This is a genomic window from Marinobacter sp. (assembly GCF_033722735.1).
Classification (GTDB): Bacteria; Pseudomonadota; Gammaproteobacteria; order Pseudomonadales; family Oleiphilaceae; genus Marinobacter.
On sequence record NZ_JAWVYN010000007.1, the window covers coordinates 34,492 to 51,144 of the forward strand.

The following is a 16,653-nucleotide window of genomic DNA, read 5'->3' on the forward strand; positions in this document are numbered from 1 at the left end:
CATGCGAAAAGCCTTGATCGTCGCCATGGCCCGCAACCGGGTCATCGGCCGCAACAACGCCTTGCCCTGGTACCTGCCGGGGGATCTGCGCTACTTCAAGCAAGCCACTCTGGGCAAGCCGATCCTGATGGGGCGAAAGACCTTCGAGTCCATCGGTCGCCCGCTCCCCGGTCGCCTGAACGTGGTGATCACCCGCAATGCCGATTGGCAGGCGCCTGAGGGCGTGCGCCGGGCGGCATCGCTGGCGGATGCGCTGATCACCGCCGAGGCCCAGGCGGAGCTGGAAGGCGGTGACGAGGTGATGGTGATCGGGGGTGGGCAGATTTACGCCGAGGCGCTGCCCCTGGTGGATCGCATGTACGTCACTCAGGTGCATGCCGAGGTGGAGGGCGATGCCTACTTCCCGGAAGTGAACTGGGATGAGTGGGAGGAAATCGGACGGGAGGATTTCTCCGCGTCCGATAACAATCCCTATGATTACAGCTTCGTCGTCTATCAGCGACTGCGGGCGGCCTGACGTCCGCCCGCCTTGCCTTTGTAACCGCCGGAGTCGGGGCGGCCACGGCCCTTGCCGCCCTTCTTGAAGTCCTTCCGGTAACCCGGCTTGCCACCACGCCCTTTGTTGCCCGGGCGGCCAGCGCCCGGCTTGCGGCGTGGGGCCGCGGAGGGAATCGGCAGGGCGGAGGGCTGTTCCAGCGGCAGCGCACCCGGCTGCGCCGCTTCCATGCCACAGGCCAGGGCACCGGCGAGCATGGCGATGTCGATGTCGTTGCGTTCGGCGATGTCGTCCAGCAGGGCCATGGCCTTGGCCAGTTTCGGGTCATCCACGAAAGCCATCAGCTGGCTCTCGAACTGCTCCTCCCGGAGTTTCAACAGGTCCGCCGGAGACGGCAACTGGTACGGTTCCATGGGCGAATTGGTGGCTCGCTCCAGCGTCCGCAGCCAGCTTCGCTCCCGCGGGGTGACCAGCAGAATGGCCTTGCCGGTTCGACCGGCGCGACCGGTACGGCCCACCCGATGGATGTAGGCCTCGCTGTCGTAAGGCACGTCGTAATTGATGACGTGGGTGATGCGGGGCACATCCAGGCCGCGGGCGGCAACGTCGGTGGCGATGATGATGTCTTTCCTGCCGTTCTTGAGCTCCTCGACGGTCTGTTCCCGCTGGCGCTGGTTGAGGTCGCCGTTCAGGGGCGCGACGGCGTGCCCCCGGGCGGCCAGTTTCTCGGCCAGCAGGGTGGTCTCGGCCTTGGTGCGGACAAAGATGATGGAGGCATCGAAGGGCTCCACTTCCAGGATGCGGGTGAGCGCGTCCAGCTTCCGCTCCGCGTACACCGGCAGCATGAACTGGGAAATCCGGTCCACGGTTCGGGTCTCGCTGGCGATTTTGACTTCCTGGGCGTTGCTCAGGTAGGTCTGGGCCACCTTGCGGATCTGGCCGGGCATGGTGGCGGAGAACAGCGCCCGCTGACAGCTGTCGGGCGTGGCCGCGAGAATCGCCTCGACGTCGTCGATGAAGCCCATCCGCAACATTTCATCCGCCTCATCCAGCACCAGCGCTTTCAGTGCCTCCAGCGACAGGGTGCCCCGTCGCAGGTGGTCCAGGGTCCGTCCCGGTGTGCCCACGATCACCTGGGCGCCGCGCCTGAGGGCCTTGAGCTGGGGGTAGAAATCCTGGCCGCCGTAGATGGGCAGGACATGAAAGTTGGAAAAACGGCTGGCGTAGGTGCTGAAGGCCTCGGCCACCTGGATGGCCAGCTCCCGTGTCGGGGTCAGCACCAGGATCTGGGGGGCATTGAGGCTGGCATCGATGCGGCTGAGCAGCGGCAAGGCAAAGGCCGCGGTCTTACCGGTGCCGGTCTGGGCGATACCCAGCAGGTTTTCTCCTCGCATCAGGATGGGAATGGCCTTGGCCTGGATGGGGGAGGGGGTTTCATAACCTACTGCGGTGACGGCCTCCAGTACGGACGCGTCAAGGCCGAGATCGGCAAAAGCTTGTGTAGACATCGGGTTACTCGGAATTCGGGGAGGAAGGCGTCGTGCAACGACGCGTGATGGCGCTCATTATAGAGCCTTTGGCCGTGCTTTGATACGTGGGCGGCCAACGAACGCATAGGTAGTTGCCGGGGCGGGGGTTGCCGAAGGCCTGACGCTCGGGCACTCTTGAGCTTTTTAATAGGGAGCTACCTATGCAATTCGACGAACTACTGGCGGGGCTGGAGCAGGAGTCGCTGGTGCTTCCGTCAAGCTGGGGCCAGGGCCGGGCCACCTTTGGCGGACTGGTTGCCGCCCTGGTGACCCGGCGCATGCAACAGGTTGTGGCCGAGGGGCGACCCCTTCGCTCACTGCAGGTCTCGTTCGTGGGGCCGGTGGCTGTGGAGCAGCCGGTGCGGATCGAGGTTGAGTTACTGCGCGAAGGCAGGGCCGTGAGCCAGGTCCAGGGGCGGGTGGTCCAGGACGGCGAGGTAAAAGTTGTCGTGTTGGCCAGTTTTGGAGGCGATCGGGCCTCTCAGGTGAGCGTGGCTCCGGACCGGGCGCCGGAGGTTGCTGCGCCGGACCAGCTGCAGTCCCTGCCTTACATGCCCAATCTGTCACCCGAATTCGTCCAGCACATCGAGATGCGTTGGGGCTTTGGTGGACTGCCCTTCAGCGGCCAAACCTCGCGGGAAATGGGGGGCTGGATGAAATTCCGCAAGCAGCCGGAGGCGATGAGCGACGCCCACCTGGTGGCCCTGATCGATGCCTGGCCACCGGCGGTGTTGCCCCACCTGACGCAGCCAGCCCCCGCCAGCTCCCTGAGCTGGACGCTGGAGTTTGTCTACCCCAGGCCGGCGCTGGCCGCCGACGACTGGTTACTGTACCGGGCCAGCATCGACCAGGCCGGTGCCGGTTATGGCCACACCCAGGCCCGGATCTGGAGCCCAGGCGGTGAGCTGGTGGCGATCAGCCGGCAGACCGTGACGGTATTCGGCTAAGCTGTCGTTGCTCAGGCCGCCAGTTCCGGCTTGCAGGCGTCGGTGATCACCCGGGAGAAGGCCTCCGGGGAGTCCTCCTGCAGAAAGTGGCCACCCCGCAGCGTGATGTGGGGCTGGCCGTGGGCTCCGGGGATCCGACGCTGCAGGTAGCGGTCTCCGCCCCGGGTGATGGGGTCGCCGTTACTGAAGCAGGTAATGAACGGCTTGCGCCATTTTTCCAGAACCTTCCAGGCGGCCCGGTTGGCCTCACCCAGCGGATCCTCCGGCGACACTGGCACCAGCCTGGGAAAGGCCCGGACGCCGGCCTTGTATTGGGGCGAGGGGAAGGGGGCCTCGTAGGCGGCCAGTTCCTGGCGGCTCAGGGAGCGTCCGGTGCCCAATTGGACAATGCGGCTGACGGGAAACCACGGGCTGTAGCGGGCAAAGGTTTTCCAGAGGCCGAACATTGCCGGTGCCCGCTCCTCACCGGTGGGCAGGGAACCATTGCCAATGATGATGCGCTGGAAGCGTTCCGGCTGTTCGGCCACCAGCCTCAATCCCAGCAATGACCCCCAGTTCTGGCATACCAGGGTAATGTTGTTCAGATCCAGGTGGTCCAGCCATTGACCCAGCCAGGCCATATGACGGTCATGGCTGTAGTCCTCTACGTTGGCGGGTTTGTCGGATTTGCCAAAGCCGATCAGGTCGGGGGCCAGCACCCGGTGGCCCGCTTGGCTGACTGGGGGAATCATGTGGCGGTAGAGATAGGACCAGGAAGGCTCGCCATGCAGCATAACCACCGGGTCGGCATCGATGGGGCCCTCATCCACGTAATGCATCCTCAGCCCCGGTGCAACGTCCAGGTAGTGGGGATCGAAGGGGTAGTCCGGGAGGTCCGCGAAGCGGGCCGCATCGGTTCTCAAGATACGCATGCCATCGACTGTCCTGACTGATTGGGTGCGCGGCCGACACAGGCGGCCCAAGTCCTGTCAGGATAAAACAGATTGCGGCGAGTAGTGTTTGGTTTGCGTAACAGTGCGTTGACCGTTTGATTCAGGATGCGATCTGGCGAATGATTTCCGGATTTTCCAGTTGAGATAGGGCCAAATCGCAACAGTTGAGTGCGCCACAGTCGTCTGCCGAACAGACCGCCAGCGTTTGGCAGGTCGCGTTGACGCGGGCATCGCCCTGGTTAGAGAAGATGCGGGACCGGGATAGGGTGGAATGGCAGTGTCCGCAAAGCAGGGTGGGGACGGCGTGGCCCTCGGCCAGAATCGCCCGGTAATGGTCTTGTTTGTCCATGGTGATCCTCCTTGGTAACGGTCAGCCTACTGGCAGAATGTGACATTTCGAGGATCGTGACAGCTATACCTAGGTATCAATCCTCAACCCCGGGCACCGGGCGACGATTGGAGCGCTTGTCGTCCCAGTCGAGTTCTTTGGGGTCATACCAGCCCAGCGTATCCAGCACCTTGTCCCGCGTAGGGTCGGAAAGGGTTGGCCACAGGCTCTGAAATTCCTCCAGCCCCTGCTCGCGCAAGCGTTGCTGCTTGCTTTGCAGGCGGCGGATGATCCGGGGCAGATGCAGCGCTTCCCCCAATTGCCCCGGGACCAGCACCTCCTGACCCAAGACTTTTCGGCGGTGGCGGCGCGCGGACAGTACCTCGCTTAGGGAAATGGCTGCCTCGAGTGCAGTTTCGGTGCTGAAATCTGCGGTTTCCACGTCAACGACCCGTATTCTTCAGAGGCTTCCAACCAACAACCTACCACTATACCTCCAATGAGGTCCTGGTGGCCATGGTGCCGTGCTACCCTATAGCGGCACCGATGGCCGGACGCCACCGAGGCTCTAGGGAGCCTCTAAAAGCCCCAGGGCGCGCAGGGGCGATCCGGAGTTAAATCAGAGGCTCCCTCAAACAACCGGAGGAACTGTGGGAATGTACGAAAAACTGGAGCGGCGGACGTTTCTGGCCATGTTGGTGGGGGTTTCCCTGGCCTTTATCCTGCTGATGAAGCCATTCTTTGGCCCCATCTTCTGGGCCGTGGCCATTGCCCTCATCTTTCATCCGGTGCAGGAATGGATGCGGGCCCGCTTGGGAGAGCGTCCCAACACCGTGGCCATGCTTACCCTGTTGTTGTGCCTGGTCATCGTGGTGATTCCGGTGATAGTGCTGGTGTCGTCGCTGGTTGCCGAAGGCGTATCGCTATACCAGCAGATCCAGAGCGGCGAAATCCGTCCCGGTGACTACATCGACAAGGTGACTCAGTCATTCCCCGCCATTCAGTCGGTGCTGGACCAGTTTGACATTGACCTGTCCGGACTGCGGGAGCGGGTGGTCAACGCATTCGTCGGTGGCAGCCAGTTTCTGGCGAAGCAGGCCTTGGGGGTGGGGCAAAACACCTTCCAGTTCTTCCTCAGCCTCGCGTTGATGGTGTATCTGGCCTTTTTCCTGCTGCGGGACGGCAGTCGGCTGGTGGAATTGCTGATCAAGGCGCTCCCGCTGGGGGACGAGCGGGAAAGGCTGTTGTTTGCCAAGTTTGCCGAAGTCACCCGGGCCACCGTCAAGGGCAACCTGCTGATTGCGATCATCCAGGGGGCGTTGGGGGGCTTTATCTTCTGGGCGCTGGACATTCGTGGTGCCCTGCTCTGGGGGGTGGTCATGGCCATCGTCTCGTTGCTGCCGGCGGTGGGGGCCGCCATCGTCTGGGTGCCGGTGGCGGTCTATCTGGCGGCGGTGGGGGAATTTATCCAGGCCGCCATCCTGACTGGATTCGGGGTGGTGGTGATCGGTCTGGCGGACAACATCCTGCGCCCGATCTTTGTCGGTCGCGACACCAAGTTGCCGGATTACATCGTGCTGCTGTCCACCCTGGGGGGCATTGTGATGTTTGGCATCAACGGCTTTGTGATGGGGCCGCTGGTGGCGGCCCTGTTCATGGCGTTCTGGGGCATATTCATTCGTGAGTTCGGGGCTCAGGGTATGGAACTGGTGGCGGACCCGGCGGTTGATGAGGTCCGGACTCCCGAGCCGGACCGCGAGGCGCCCTGATGTCGACGGCGGTGGTCAGTGTGTTAGGCTGTCCGTGCTCGCCGGTCACGGGAACAGGCCGGCAGCCTCGATAACAAGAAAAGCTTGCAGGAGAAGTTCATGACAAAACAGTCCAGTTTCAGGACCCGTCTTACCTCCGTCACCGTCACCGTCGCCGGCCTGTTGCTGACCGGTGGCGCTTCCGCCGCCGCGTCCAATGACGTCGTCGCCCTCAAGAACGCACTGTATGGTGCGGGATATGACATCACCAATGTCAGCGGCACCATGGATCAGTCAACCCGCGACGCCTTGCGTGCCTTCCAGCGGGATCAGGCCGACTTGCCGGTCACCGGCGAGTTGGATCAGGCCACCAAGGAAGCCCTGGGCATGGTGGCCGTGACGGTGGCGGCCAGTCCGGAGCCTGCGGCCCCGGCCCCCTCAGCGGCCGAGTCCGAAGCCGTGAGCGAGGAGCCGGCAGACGAGGAAGGGGTGATTGAAGAGGATGAAGACGGCGGCTGGTCGTTCTTCTGATTCGCCACCGCCCGCTGGCACTCGGTCACCGGCGCCAGCGGGCGTGCACGGTTCAGTCCAGTTTCGCCAGGTCGCGCACGGCGCCCTTGTCGGCACTGGTCGCCAGCAGGGCGTAGGCTTTCAGGGCTGCCGAAACCTTGCGCTCGCGCGGCTGTGCCGGTTTCCAGCCCTTCTGGTCCTGCTGCTCACGGCGGCGATCCAGCTCGCTCTGGTCAAGCTGCACGTTGATCGCGCGGTTGGGGATGTCAATGACGATGACGTCGCCGTTCTCAATGAGGCCAATGGCGCCGCCAGCGGCCGCTTCCGGAGACGCGTGGCCAATGGACAGGCCTGAGGTGCCACCGGAGAAGCGGCCGTCGGTCAGCAGGGCGCAGGACTTGCCCAGCCCTTTCGATTTCAGATAGCTGGTGGGGTACAGCATCTCCTGCATGCCAGGCCCTCCCTTGGGGCCCTCGTAGCGAATGATCACCACCTCACCCGGCTGCACTTCGTCGTTCAGGATGCCGTGCACCGCAGAGTCCTGGCTCTCGAACACCCGGGCTCGACCCTCGAAGACGTAAATGCTTTCATCCACACCGGCGGTCTTCACCACGCAGCCGTCGCGGGCGATGTTGCCGTACAGCACTGCCAGCCCGCCCTCGGAAGAAAAGGCGTGATCGGCGGAATGGATGCAGCCGTTGGCGCGGTCGCCGTCGAGGGACGGCCAGCGCGTGCTCTGGCTGAAGGCTTCCTGGGTGGGGATGCCGGCCGGTCCGGCCTTGTACATTTCCACCACTTCGGGGGCGGGCTGTCGCATGATGTCCCATTTGTCCAGTGCCTCGGCCAGGGTCTTGCTGTGCACCGTGGGGACGTCGGTGTTGAGCAGGCCGGCCCGATCGAGCTCACCGAGGATGCCCATGATGCCGCCGGCCCGGTGGACGTCTTCCATGTGGTACTTGGGAGAGTTCGGCGCCACCTTGCACAGCTGGGGGACCTTCCGGGACAGCTGGTCGATCTCATTCAGGGTGAACGGTACGCCGCCTTCCTGGGCCGCGGCCAGCAGGTGCAGGATGGTGTTGGTGGAGCCGCCCATGGCAATGTCCAGGACCATGGCGTTCTCGAATGTGGACATGGACGCAATGCTCAGCGGCAGCACGCTGGCGTCGTTCTCTTCGTAATAACGCTTGGCGTTTTCCACAATACGGCGGCCGGCCTCCAGGAACAGCTCCTTGCGGTCCGCGTGGGTTGCCAGCAGGGAACCGTTGCCGGGCAGGGACAGCCCGATGGCCTCGGTGAGACAGTTCATCGAGTTGGCGGTGAACATGCCCGAGCAGGAACCGCAAGTGGGGCAGGCGCTGCGCTCGTACTCGGCAACCTCCTCGTCGCTGGCGTTGGGGTCCGCGGCAATGACCATCGCATCCACCAGATCCAGCTTGTGCTCGGACAGCTTGGTCTTGCCGGCTTCCATCGGGCCACCCGAGACAAAGATGGTGGGAATGTTCAGCCGCAATGCCGCCATCAGCATCCCCGGGGTGATCTTGTCGCAGTTGGAAATGCACACCAGGGCGTCGGCGCAGTGGGCATTGACCATGTATTCCACGGAATCGGCGATGATCTCCCGGGACGGCAGGGAGTAGAGCATACCGTCATGCCCCATGGCGATCCCGTCATCCACGGCAATGGTATTGAATTCCTTGGCGACGCCGCCTGCGGCTTCGATTTCCCGACAGACCAGCTGCCCCAGGTCCTTCAGGTGAACGTGACCCGGTACGAACTGCGTGAAGGAGTTGGCGACCGCGATGATGGGCTTGCCAAAATCATCGTTCTTCATGCCGGTGGCGCGCCAGAGTGCGCGGGCGCCGGCCATGTTGCGGCCAGCGGTAGAAGTCTTGGAGCGATACTGTGGCATTGCTATCTGTCTCTCATCACGTCATCAAGGTTCAAAACACAGAGCATACCAGATTCCGGCTGGGGTGTAGTCAATTCGGGGAGAGCCGCGGAGTGGATCAGGATCGACCAATGGACGTGGCCGGTGTGGCGGTCCCCCGATAGAATAACTAACATCATGATGTTCAGGGTGCCGTCTTTAAGGAGCTTTATCTATGATTGGCCGGGAAAGCCTACCCGTGCAACGCCTCAGACAGTTCAAGCCCCTGAACCGTCTGACCGAGGATCAGCTGGTGCTGTTGGCCAGCCGGGCAGAGCGGAGAACCCATACCCCCGGTCAGCGGGTGGCTGAACGCGGTGCCCGCGACGGCCTCGACTATTACCTGCTGTCCGGCGCCGTTGAGTTGGAGTCGGTGGATGGACGCAAATCCGAAATCGTCGCCGAAAGCGAACAGGCGGCCAATGCCGTCGCCCGCCTGCAGCCCCGCATGTACGATGTGATCGCGACTCAGCCCTGCGAATTCCTGGTGATCGAGCAGGACGTGCTCAACCAGTTGTTGCGGGTTGCGCCGGTGGAGCAGGTGGAGTCGCTGTCCGAGGAGGATTCGGACGCGGACGAAGAGTACCAACTGCTGATGGAGTTCTATGCCGAGCTGCGCTCCAACCAGCTGAGTTTGCCCAGTGTGCCGGACGTTGCCTGGAAGGTCCGGCGCCTGACCGATCGGGAGGATACCACCGCAGAGCAGATCGCCGGGGCCATTACCGCCGATCCGTCGATGGCGGCCAAGCTGGTGAGGGCCTGTAACAGTCCCCTGTATCGGGGCTTCAATGACGTTCGCAATGTGCGCGAGTCGGTGGTTCGGCTGGGGACCAACACCACCCGCCAGCTGGTGACCGTTTTTGCCCTGCGGGAGGTGTTCCAGACCCGCCAACCGCTTCTGCAGAAGGCCATGGAGACCCTGTGGCAGCATTCCCGGGAAGTGGCCGCGTTATGCTGGGTGTTGGCGGGCAGCGTCACCCGTATCAATCCGGAGGAAGCGCTGCTGGCCGGGCTGCTGCACGATATTGGTGTGGTGCCGGTGGTGGTGCAGGCCGAGCACCACGTCAACCTGTTTGCCGACCAGGTCAACCTGGACCGGGCCATCGCAGAGCTGCGTGGGGATGTGGGGGCGGCGGTCCTCGAAAACTGGGGGTTCCCCGATAGCTTTTCCGAGGCGGCCCGGCATGCAGAGGCGTGGGACTACGACTGTCGCAAGCCGGAGCCCCAACTCGTGGATGTCGTGCTTGTTGCCCAGATGCATGCCATGATTGGCAGCCACCAGAATCAGGGGCTGCCGGCGTTTGCGGCGGTGCCGGCTTATCATCGTCTGGGCGAGTTGGAGCTGAACGTATCCCGCAGCCTCAAGCTGCTCACCGAGGCTCGGGCCCGGGTGGATGAAGTTCAGCAATTGCTTTCCATTCACTGACCTTTGGGTACGATTGCAAAGGAGTCCAACAACAGGTGACCGTTTCCAGCATGCATGTGCCGCTGTTCCCATTGAATTCCATCGTCCTGCCCCGGGGCCGAATCCCGCTCCAGTTGTTCGAGCCCCGTTACATCGACATGCTGACTCGCTGTCTCAAGGAAGATCGCGGATTTGTGATCGTGCTCCTGCGCGAAGGCATGGAAACCAGTATCTCCGCTGCTTTCTACGATATCGGCACCTATGTGCGCATCATCGACTTCCAGCAACTCGACAACGGGTTGCTGGGGATCACGGTGGAAGGCGAGGCCAAGGTGGCGGTGACCCGCTCCTGGCAGGCGCCGGATGGCCTCAATATGGGCGATGTCGAGCCGTTGATGGATGAGGAGCAGTGGACGGTACCGGAGTCTTTTGTCGAGCTTGCCACGGTACTGCGGGCGCTGTTCCGTCATCCGGTGGTGAACGACCTGAAGATGCACGTGGACTTTGACGATGCCCGCCATGTCGGGTGGCGACTCACCGAACTGCTGCCGATTGATAAGCAGGAAAAGCAGCGGCTGGTGGAGCTGCAGGATCCCATCGAACGGCTGGGGCGGCTGAAGGAATTGCTGGAGGAGCTGGACTGACGGCGACGCCGGGTCGGTCGTCACCAGGGGGCGCCGAACACCGTTTCGCCCGGGCCCGACATCATGCCGCCTGCCGCCAGGCCAAGCCACACCAGCGCTGCCGCCGCCAGGGTGATGTCGGGCCAGATTGGAATCTGGTCATAGCGGCTGTAACTGGCCCGAACCAGGCCGCAGACCGACAGGCCCAGCAGGATGCCCCCGATCACATCGCTGAACCAGTGCACCTCCAGATAGAGACGACTGAGGCCGACCAGCACCATCGGTGCGCTGAGGGTCAGGTAGGTGCGCCAGCGCAGGTGGCGGGGCTGTTCCCGGGCAATGAAGCTGGCCAGCAGGCCCAGGAACACGGTGATCCCGGTGGTATGGCCGCTGGGGTAGGCCCAGGAAGGCGATGCCGCGTCGACGAGCGGTGGGCGGGGGACAGCCAGTCCGACCTTGAGCAACCAGACGCCCGCCACCGTGAGGCCCAGGGCCAGCAGGGCGTGGACCGCGGCCGCATAGTAGCCGCGAAACCACAGTGCCAGCGCGGCCAGGACGGCTCCGGTGGCCAGGAAAACCGGGTTGCCCAGGGCGGTGATCATGGTCATCGCCGGGTCCAGCAAGGGGTGCCGGAGACCGGCAAAGAAGGTCTGGGCGGCCTCGTCCATCGCCGCCGGCCAGTCCAGGTAGCGGATCAGCAGTGTCCACAGGAGGAGCAGGGCGCCGCTGCCCACCGTCAGCATTATCGAAGGCAGGGGAAACTCGCCGGCGCTGTCGGGGCGCTCGCTGGTGAGCAGCCGCCAGAACTGGTGGGTACTGTTGTAGCGGCTCATCCAGTCGGCCAGGCGGGCATACAGCCGACTGTCACGGCTCAGGCCGAGCTGGACCCGGAACAGGGTCAGGTAAATCAGCGACAGGGCCACCAGGCTGATGCCCAGCACCGGGTAGAAGTGCGGAGGCAGCGCCAGCTCGCTGCCCAGGGCGCTGCCCACCAGGTAGCCGGGCAGGATGTACACCGGCGCCCAGCCGATGGCGGAGATCACATTGAAGGCGAGAAACCGCCGCCAGGGCATCATCAGTGCGCCGGCCACCAGCGGGATAACCGGCCGGATCGGCCCCACAAACCGGCCAATGACCACGCTCTTGCCGCCATGCTGGTGGAAGAACCGTTCGCCCTTGTGGATCACCACCGGGTATCGGCTGAAGGGCCAGACGCCATCCAGTCGGTCATGGAATAGCCGGCCCAGCCAGAAACTGACGCCATCACCGGCCACCGCCCCCAGTCCGGCCCAGAGCAGGGCTTCGCTCAGCGGAAGGCCAGCCTGGCCGGACAACGCGGCAAAGGCAAACAGGATCGCCACCCCGGGCACCAGGATTCCGGCGATGGCCAGGGACTCGAGGAACGAGACCAGGAACAGCGCCAGCACCAGCCAGGTGGGATGACCCGCAAACCAGTCGGTAAAGGGTTGCAGCCAGTCCGGGATCATGCCTGCTGGGGAGCCCCGTTACTGAACCAGATGGTGTCGTGCCCCCGTTTCTGGGCGTCGGCCAGGGCCCTGGCGGCCCGTTTGCGCAGGGTGTCAGCCAGGTTGTCACCCTCGACACGGGTGGTGCAGCCGACGCTGACGGTGATGCGGCCGACGATGGGCCACTCTTTCTCTTCGAACGAGCGCCGCACCCGCTCGGCAATCACCCGCACCCCTTCTTCCGGCGTGTAAGGAAAGATCAGGAAGAACTCGCCGTTACCCAGGGTGTACAGCGTGTCCCCGGCCCGGATCACGCCGAACAGGTGCTGGGTGGCGTCCCGGTAGAAGGTGGTCAGGCCGTCCTCGCCATGCAGGTCCCGGGTCTGCTCCAGGTAGTCGAGGGCCACCGAGGCCACCGACAGTGGGTGGCCGGTGGCGATGCTGCGGCTGATTTCCTTCTGCAGGGTTTCGTCGAGAAAGCGGGCATTGTGGGCGCCGGTGTTCGGATCGGTAATCGCCAGGTCTTCGGCGGACTGGGTCATGTGATCGTAATGCCAGATGTACAGGGCGCCACAACTCAGCAATATCATCGCCGCAAAGCCCACCAGGACGGCTTCCGGCATTGGCCCGCGGCTGAGCAGGAAACCGATCAGCAGCGCGGCGGTCAGCAGTGACAGCACGATGCCCTGGCGTAAGGGCAGAATCAGCAGGTTCAGCAGGATGGCGGGCAGGCACCAGTGGCTGAGGTCGGTTTCCTTCAGCGAGAACAGGGCCGCCAGGATCACCGCATTCGCCGCGGCCAGAATGAACAGGTGCCCGGGCGCACGCAGCTGGTGTCGGCGGGCCAGGGTGGTGTAGATCAGGCCGGCAACCGTCAGCAGCGCCAGACCGGAGGCCAGGTAGAACAGCTGGTAGAAACCGTAGCGCAGATTCTGGATCGCCAGGGAGACGATAAACAGCGTGGCAATGCCGTAGCCGGCCAGGTGGGTGTAGGTTCGCAGTCTCGTCTCTGTCACTGTGACGACCCCTTGGCTGCTGTGGTCTGGGCTTCCGACCAGGTGCTGTAGGACTGGACCCGGTTGCCGCCCTGCTGTTGGGCCCGTCGCAGGGCATTGGCGGCCGATTGCTGCAGGCTGTCGGCGTCATCGCCAATGTTGAGGCCCGCGATACCCGCGCTGACGGTCAGGTTCAGTCCGTAGGACGTCAACAGGGTGCCCAGGCCCTTGCGAATCTGCTCGGCGCGGCTGGCGGCCTCGGCGGTGGCAATGCCAGGCAGGATCACCAGGAACTGCAGGTCGGCCACCCGGTAGTAGGTATCGAAGTCGCGCAGCTGGGAGTGCAGGAAGCGCCCGATCCGGGGCAGGATGGCCCGGATATCCTCGTCCGGGTCCTGGTCGCTGAGGTGCAGGTCCAGCCCAATCAGGATCACCGCCATGTCGGTACCCTCGCGCTCGCTACGCTGGATCTCCTTGTGCAGGTCGGCGGACAGGTACTCCCGGCTGGCGGCCTGGGTCAGCTCATCGGTGCGTCGTAGTGGTGCCAGTTGCCGGCTCTTGTACTCGCGCAGGAATACCAGGATGCCGGACAGGCTGAGGGTCAGTAAGAGCGAGCTGATGAACTGGTGCCGCTCCGCCAGGCCCACCGCGCTCTGGTTGGCGGCAATGATCGCCACCAGGGCAAACAGGGTGAGCAGGGCGGCCCAGCCCAGGGGCAGCAGGGCAAAGGCGATCAGCGGCAGGGCGTAGAGCCAGTGGCCAATCACCCAGGGCGGCAGCCACAGGCTGGCGCAGAGGACCAGTGTCAGAGCCGCCAACAGTGCCCAGGTCATCGCCTGCCATGGCTGTTTGAGGCGGTCGGGGCGAAACGCCGGGGTCGCCCAGATCAGGGCGGCGCCGGTAATCGAGGCGACGGCGGCCACCTCGAGGCCGCGCCAGGCGGTGAAGAGCGCAAGCGCCAGCAGGGCGACGAAACTGAACCGGGCGAATCGGCTCAACAGGAATAACTCAGCCATCTGGCTCATGGTGTTCGTCCTTTCCTCAGCGTCCATCTGCTAACAGCATACTGCAGGAACCGTGAATTGGCCCGCCGAGGTGCTGTAAGTTCTTGCATTTTAACGCTTTGACTTGGTTTCAGGGCGGTGAGGCCGCCAGGGTGGGCCAGGGTGAAGGGCCCGGTTCAGCACCAGCTTAGCAGCGGTATAATAAAGCAACGCTGGCGGAAGTCGAACCGTCTGTTGCGCCGGCGTGGATTTCCGGCGCGGCTGTCGGGTGCGACAACGTGCGTTAAGCGGGCCGGCAAGGTAAAGTGGGCCCCTGTTTCAGGTCGATATTTTGATGAAGGGTGTACCGATGGATATTGCAGCATACATGGCAGAAGTGGGTGAACGGGCGCGCGCGGCAGCTACCGTGGTGGCCCGCTCGACCACGGCCATGCGTAACCGGGCGCTGCTGGCGACGGCGGAAGCGTTGGACGCTGCCCGCAGCGAACTGGCGATGGCCAATGCCAAAGATCTCGAGAAGGGGCGTGAGAATGGTCTTGAGCCAGCCATGCTCGATCGCCTGGAGCTGACACCTGCCCGCATCGATACCATGATCGAAGGGTTGCGTCAGGTCGCCGGCCTGCCGGACCCGATTGGCGAAATTACCGACATGACCTACCGGCCCTCCGGAATTCAGGTGGGGCGGATGCGCGTACCGCTGGGGGTCATCGGCATCATCTACGAATCCCGCCCGAACGTGACCGTGGAGGCCGCCAGCCTGTGCCTCAAATCCGGCAATGCCACCATCCTGCGCGGCGGCTCCGAGGCGATCCACTCCAACCAGGCGATCGCCGCCTGCATCACCCGGGGGCTGTCGGACGCCGGGCTGCCGGAGGAGGCGGTTCAGGTGATCAAGACCACCGACCGGGCGGCCGTGGGGGAGCTGATCACCATGCCTCGCTACGTCGATGTGATCGTGCCGAGGGGCGGCAAGGGGCTGATCGAGCGGATCAGCCAGGACGCCCGGGTGCCGGTGATCAAGCACCTGGACGGGGTGTGTCACGTGTATATCGACAGTCACGCGGATCCTGAAAAGGCGCTGATGGTGGCGGTCAACGCCAAGACCCAGCGCTATGGCACCTGCAACACCATGGAAACCCTGCTGGTGGACCAGGACGTGGCGGCGGACCTGCTGCCCCTGCTGGCCGATGCCTTTGCCGACAAAGGCGTGGAGCTGCGTGGCTGCGAGCTGACCCGGCAGGTGCTGGCGGATGTCGTGCCGGCCACCGAGGCCGACTGGGAGGCGGAGTACCTGGCCCCGATATTGGCGGTCAAGGTCGTGGACGGCCTGGATAGCGCGATCGCCCACATCAACCGCTACAGCTCCCAGCACACCGACAGCATTATTACCGAAAACTACACCCGGGCCCGCCGGTTCCTGACCGAGGTGGATTCCAGCTCAGTGATGGTCAATGCCTCCACCCGTTTTGCCGACGGTTTCGAGTATGGCCTGGGTGCGGAAATCGGCATCTCCACCGACAAGATCCACGCCCGCGGACCGGTGGGACTGGAGGGGCTGACCTCCCAGAAGTATGTGGTGTTCGGCGACGGCCACATCCGGACCTGAGCCATGCACGTGATCTATGGCGGCACCTTTGACCCGGTCCACCACGGCCACCTGCGCCTGGCGGTGGAGCTGAAAGAGCGTCTCGGGGTGGCGGCGCTGTCGCTGGTGCCCTGCCACATTCCGCCCCACCGGGACGATCCCGGCGCCACCAGCGATGACCGGCTGGCGCTGCTGCGGCTGGCGATCGACGGCGAGGACGGACTGGCCGTGGACGAGCGTGAACTCCGGCGGGGCGGTGCCTCCTACACCGCCGAGACCCTGCGTCAATTGCGCGCCACGCTGGGGGACGAGGAACCGCTGGTGATGGTGGTGGGCACTGACGCGTTTGCCGGTTTCGACCGCTGGCGGGATTGGCAGGCCATTCCCGAATTGGCCCATATCGTGGTGATTGCCCGTCCTGGGGTCGAACTGCCCCCGGAGGGGGTGCCCGCCGGGTTGATCCGTGCCCGCGGTTGTCGGTCCGTGGCGGAGCTCCACCAGGCGCCCTGCGGGCGTATCCTGCCACTGGAGCTGCCGCTGCTGGACATCTCGGCCACCGGGATCCGTGAACGGATCGCCGCTGGCCGTTCCCCCCGTTACCTGCTGCCGGACCGGGTCTGGCAGGAGATCCGTGCCCGCCGGCTGTATCGCGCATCGCAGGGGGGAGAGGGAGGCAAAGCGGTCAAGCAGCCGCTGATTAACTCCTGAATCGTCTGCACTCCCGGTATTCTTTAATGCTACAATCCTGACTGACAAGACGATTGGGTTGTCCCATTCCCGGGGGAACCGTTAAACAGGGTGACTATGCAGGCAGAGCAGCTGAAAAACTTGGTGGTACAAGCGCTGGAAGATGTGAAGGCTCAGGATGTCAGTATCATTGATGTGCGAGACCGTACCAGCGTCACCGACTACATGGTGCTGGCATCCGGCACCTCCAACCGACATGTCAAATCACTGGCCGATTCGGTCATCGAAGAAGCAAAGGACCAGGGCGTTCGCGCCGCCAACGTCGAGGGAGCCAACGCCAGCGACTGGATTCTGGTGGACCTGGGCGACGTTGTGGTGCATGTGATGATGCCCGCAACCCGCGAATTCTACGACTTGGAACGGCTATGGCGTGACGCCCCCGACCTGGGCGCGGCAGGCAGCGAGTAGCCG

Annotated in this window: 17 protein-coding genes; 9 read left to right on the forward strand and 8 right to left on the reverse strand. The window is 64.0% G+C overall.

All coding sequences use genetic code 11. The features are described 5' to 3' along the window. The first annotated feature begins 1 nt into the window (after position 1). Positions 2 to 517, forward strand: a complete 516-nt coding sequence (locus tag R3175_RS07000) for a dihydrofolate reductase (protein WP_318943180.1) — start codon at positions 2 to 4, stop codon at positions 515 to 517. Here R3175_RS07000 and R3175_RS07005 read toward each other — a convergent pair. Next, on the reverse strand, positions 496 to 2,004 hold the full coding sequence (locus tag R3175_RS07005; RefSeq protein ID WP_318943182.1) for a DEAD/DEAH box helicase: 1,509 nt from the start codon (positions 2,002 to 2,004) through the stop codon (positions 496 to 498). The two genes, R3175_RS07000 and R3175_RS07005, sit on opposite strands and share 22 nt — an antisense overlap. A 182-nt stretch (positions 2,005 to 2,186) precedes the next feature. Here R3175_RS07005 and R3175_RS07010 point away from each other — a divergent pair, with 182 nt between their 5' ends. After that, entirely contained in the window at positions 2,187 to 2,972 is a 786-nt protein-coding gene (locus tag R3175_RS07010) for a thioesterase family protein (protein ID WP_318943184.1), read from the forward strand. A gap of 11 nt (positions 2,973 to 2,983) precedes the next feature. Here the strand turns inward: R3175_RS07010 and R3175_RS07015 are convergent, their stop codons facing one another. From R3175_RS07015 to R3175_RS07025, 3 genes are all read right to left on the reverse strand, one after another. Continuing rightward, complete coding sequence (locus R3175_RS07015) at positions 2,984 to 3,883, reverse strand: haloalkane dehalogenase (protein WP_318943185.1); 900 nt, start codon at positions 3,881 to 3,883, stop codon at positions 2,984 to 2,986. A 121-nt stretch (positions 3,884 to 4,004) separates the two neighbouring features. Continuing rightward, positions 4,005 to 4,253, reverse strand: coding sequence for a hypothetical protein (locus R3175_RS07020; RefSeq protein WP_318943187.1), 249 nt, complete (start codon positions 4,251 to 4,253; stop codon positions 4,005 to 4,007). A gap of 76 nt (positions 4,254 to 4,329) precedes the next feature. After that, on the reverse strand, positions 4,330 to 4,674 hold the full coding sequence (locus R3175_RS07025) for a hypothetical protein (protein WP_318943189.1): 345 nt from the start codon (positions 4,672 to 4,674) through the stop codon (positions 4,330 to 4,332). 214 nt (positions 4,675 to 4,888) lie between these two features. Here R3175_RS07025 and R3175_RS07030 point away from each other — a divergent pair, with 214 nt between their 5' ends. Beyond that, complete coding sequence (locus tag R3175_RS07030) at positions 4,889 to 6,001, forward strand: AI-2E family transporter (protein WP_318943190.1); 1,113 nt, start codon at positions 4,889 to 4,891, stop codon at positions 5,999 to 6,001. A gap of 99 nt (positions 6,002 to 6,100) precedes the next feature. Further along, positions 6,101 to 6,511 carry a peptidoglycan-binding domain-containing protein gene (locus R3175_RS07035; protein ID WP_318943191.1) on the forward strand — a complete coding sequence of 137 codons (411 nt, stop codon included), beginning with the start codon at positions 6,101 to 6,103 and terminating at the stop codon, positions 6,509 to 6,511. Between the two features lie 52 nt (positions 6,512 to 6,563). Here the strand turns inward: R3175_RS07035 and ilvD are convergent, their stop codons facing one another. Beyond that, positions 6,564 to 8,399 (reverse strand): dihydroxy-acid dehydratase, encoded by a 1,836-nt coding sequence (gene ilvD / locus R3175_RS07040; RefSeq protein ID WP_318943192.1) that lies wholly within the window; start codon positions 8,397 to 8,399, stop codon positions 6,564 to 6,566. Positions 8,400 to 8,592: 193 nt separating this feature from the next. On the opposite strand from ilvD, the gene R3175_RS07045 reads away from it, so the two are divergent. Together R3175_RS07045 and R3175_RS07050 are read left to right on the forward strand one after the other, a co-directional pair. Continuing rightward, complete coding sequence (locus R3175_RS07045; RefSeq protein WP_318943193.1) at positions 8,593 to 9,843, forward strand: HDOD domain-containing protein; 1,251 nt, start codon at positions 8,593 to 8,595, stop codon at positions 9,841 to 9,843. Positions 9,844 to 9,893: 50 nt separating this feature from the next. Next, the gene (locus tag R3175_RS07050) at positions 9,894 to 10,466 is read left to right on the forward strand and encodes an LON peptidase substrate-binding domain-containing protein (RefSeq protein WP_318943442.1); all 573 of its coding nucleotides are present in this window, start codon (positions 9,894 to 9,896) and stop codon (positions 10,464 to 10,466) included. Positions 10,467 to 10,486: 20 nt separating this feature from the next. Here R3175_RS07050 and R3175_RS07055 read toward each other — a convergent pair whose 3' ends face one another. The 3 genes from R3175_RS07055 to R3175_RS07065 are packed head-to-tail and all read right to left on the reverse strand — an operon-like array spanning position 10,487 to position 13,931. Further along, the gene (locus R3175_RS07055; protein WP_318943194.1) at positions 10,487 to 11,932 is read right to left on the reverse strand and encodes a bifunctional DedA family/phosphatase PAP2 family protein; all 1,446 of its coding nucleotides are present in this window, start codon (positions 11,930 to 11,932) and stop codon (positions 10,487 to 10,489) included. Continuing rightward, entirely contained in the window at positions 11,929 to 12,927 is a 999-nt protein-coding gene (locus R3175_RS07060; RefSeq protein WP_318943196.1) for a GGDEF domain-containing protein, read from the reverse strand. Before R3175_RS07060 ends, R3175_RS07055 begins: the two co-directional genes overlap by 4 nt. Beyond that, positions 12,924 to 13,931, reverse strand: a complete 1,008-nt coding sequence (locus R3175_RS07065; protein ID WP_318943198.1) for a GGDEF domain-containing protein — start codon at positions 13,929 to 13,931, stop codon at positions 12,924 to 12,926. Before R3175_RS07065 ends, R3175_RS07060 begins: the two co-directional genes overlap by 4 nt. A 328-nt stretch (positions 13,932 to 14,259) precedes the next feature. Between R3175_RS07065 and R3175_RS07070 the strand changes: the two genes are divergently transcribed. The 3 genes from R3175_RS07070 to rsfS all read left to right on the forward strand — a co-directional run bounded on the left by R3175_RS07070 (position 14,260) and on the right by rsfS (position 16,650). After that, positions 14,260 to 15,516, forward strand: a complete 1,257-nt coding sequence (locus R3175_RS07070) for a glutamate-5-semialdehyde dehydrogenase (RefSeq protein WP_318943200.1) — start codon at positions 14,260 to 14,262, stop codon at positions 15,514 to 15,516. Positions 15,517 to 15,519: 3 nt separating this feature from the next. Further along, the gene (gene nadD, locus R3175_RS07075; RefSeq protein WP_318943202.1) at positions 15,520 to 16,203 is read left to right on the forward strand and encodes a nicotinate-nucleotide adenylyltransferase; all 684 of its coding nucleotides are present in this window, start codon (positions 15,520 to 15,522) and stop codon (positions 16,201 to 16,203) included. 96 nt (positions 16,204 to 16,299) lie between these two features. Further along, positions 16,300 to 16,650, forward strand: coding sequence for a ribosome silencing factor (gene rsfS, locus R3175_RS07080; RefSeq protein ID WP_318943203.1), 351 nt, complete (start codon positions 16,300 to 16,302; stop codon positions 16,648 to 16,650). Positions 16,651 to 16,653: the final 3 nt, after the last annotated feature.

Excerpts from the sequence above, each read along its gene's own strand:
- rsfS (WP_318943203.1), top strand. The coding sequence starts at position 16,300 with ATGCAGGCAGAGCAGCTGAAAAACTTGGTGGTACAAGCGCTGGAAGAT.
- R3175_RS07070 (WP_318943200.1), top strand. The coding sequence starts at position 14,260 with ATGGATATTGCAGCATACATGGCAGAAGTGGGTGAACGGGCGCGCGCG.
- R3175_RS07010 (WP_318943184.1), top strand. The coding sequence starts at position 2,187 with ATGCAATTCGACGAACTACTGGCGGGGCTGGAGCAGGAGTCGCTGGTG.
- ilvD (WP_318943192.1), bottom strand. The coding sequence starts at position 8,399 with ATGCCACAGTATCGCTCCAAGACTTCTACCGCTGGCCGCAACATGGCC.
- nadD (WP_318943202.1), top strand. The coding sequence starts at position 15,520 with ATGCACGTGATCTATGGCGGCACCTTTGACCCGGTCCACCACGGCCAC.
- R3175_RS07015 (WP_318943185.1), bottom strand. The coding sequence starts at position 3,883 with ATGCGTATCTTGAGAACCGATGCGGCCCGCTTCGCGGACCTCCCGGAC.
- R3175_RS07005 (WP_318943182.1), bottom strand. The coding sequence starts at position 2,004 with ATGTCTACACAAGCTTTTGCCGATCTCGGCCTTGACGCGTCCGTACTG.
- R3175_RS07000 (WP_318943180.1), top strand. The coding sequence starts at position 2 with ATGCGAAAAGCCTTGATCGTCGCCATGGCCCGCAACCGGGTCATCGGC.
- R3175_RS07035 (WP_318943191.1), top strand. The coding sequence starts at position 6,101 with ATGACAAAACAGTCCAGTTTCAGGACCCGTCTTACCTCCGTCACCGTC.
- R3175_RS07050 (WP_318943442.1), top strand. The coding sequence starts at position 9,894 with ATGCATGTGCCGCTGTTCCCATTGAATTCCATCGTCCTGCCCCGGGGC.
- R3175_RS07065 (WP_318943198.1), bottom strand. The coding sequence starts at position 13,931 with ATGAGCCAGATGGCTGAGTTATTCCTGTTGAGCCGATTCGCCCGGTTC.
- R3175_RS07045 (WP_318943193.1), top strand. The coding sequence starts at position 8,593 with ATGATTGGCCGGGAAAGCCTACCCGTGCAACGCCTCAGACAGTTCAAG.
- R3175_RS07030 (WP_318943190.1), top strand. The coding sequence starts at position 4,889 with ATGTACGAAAAACTGGAGCGGCGGACGTTTCTGGCCATGTTGGTGGGG.
- R3175_RS07055 (WP_318943194.1), bottom strand. The coding sequence starts at position 11,932 with ATGATCCCGGACTGGCTGCAACCCTTTACCGACTGGTTTGCGGGTCAT.
- R3175_RS07020 (WP_318943187.1), bottom strand. The coding sequence starts at position 4,253 with ATGGACAAACAAGACCATTACCGGGCGATTCTGGCCGAGGGCCACGCC.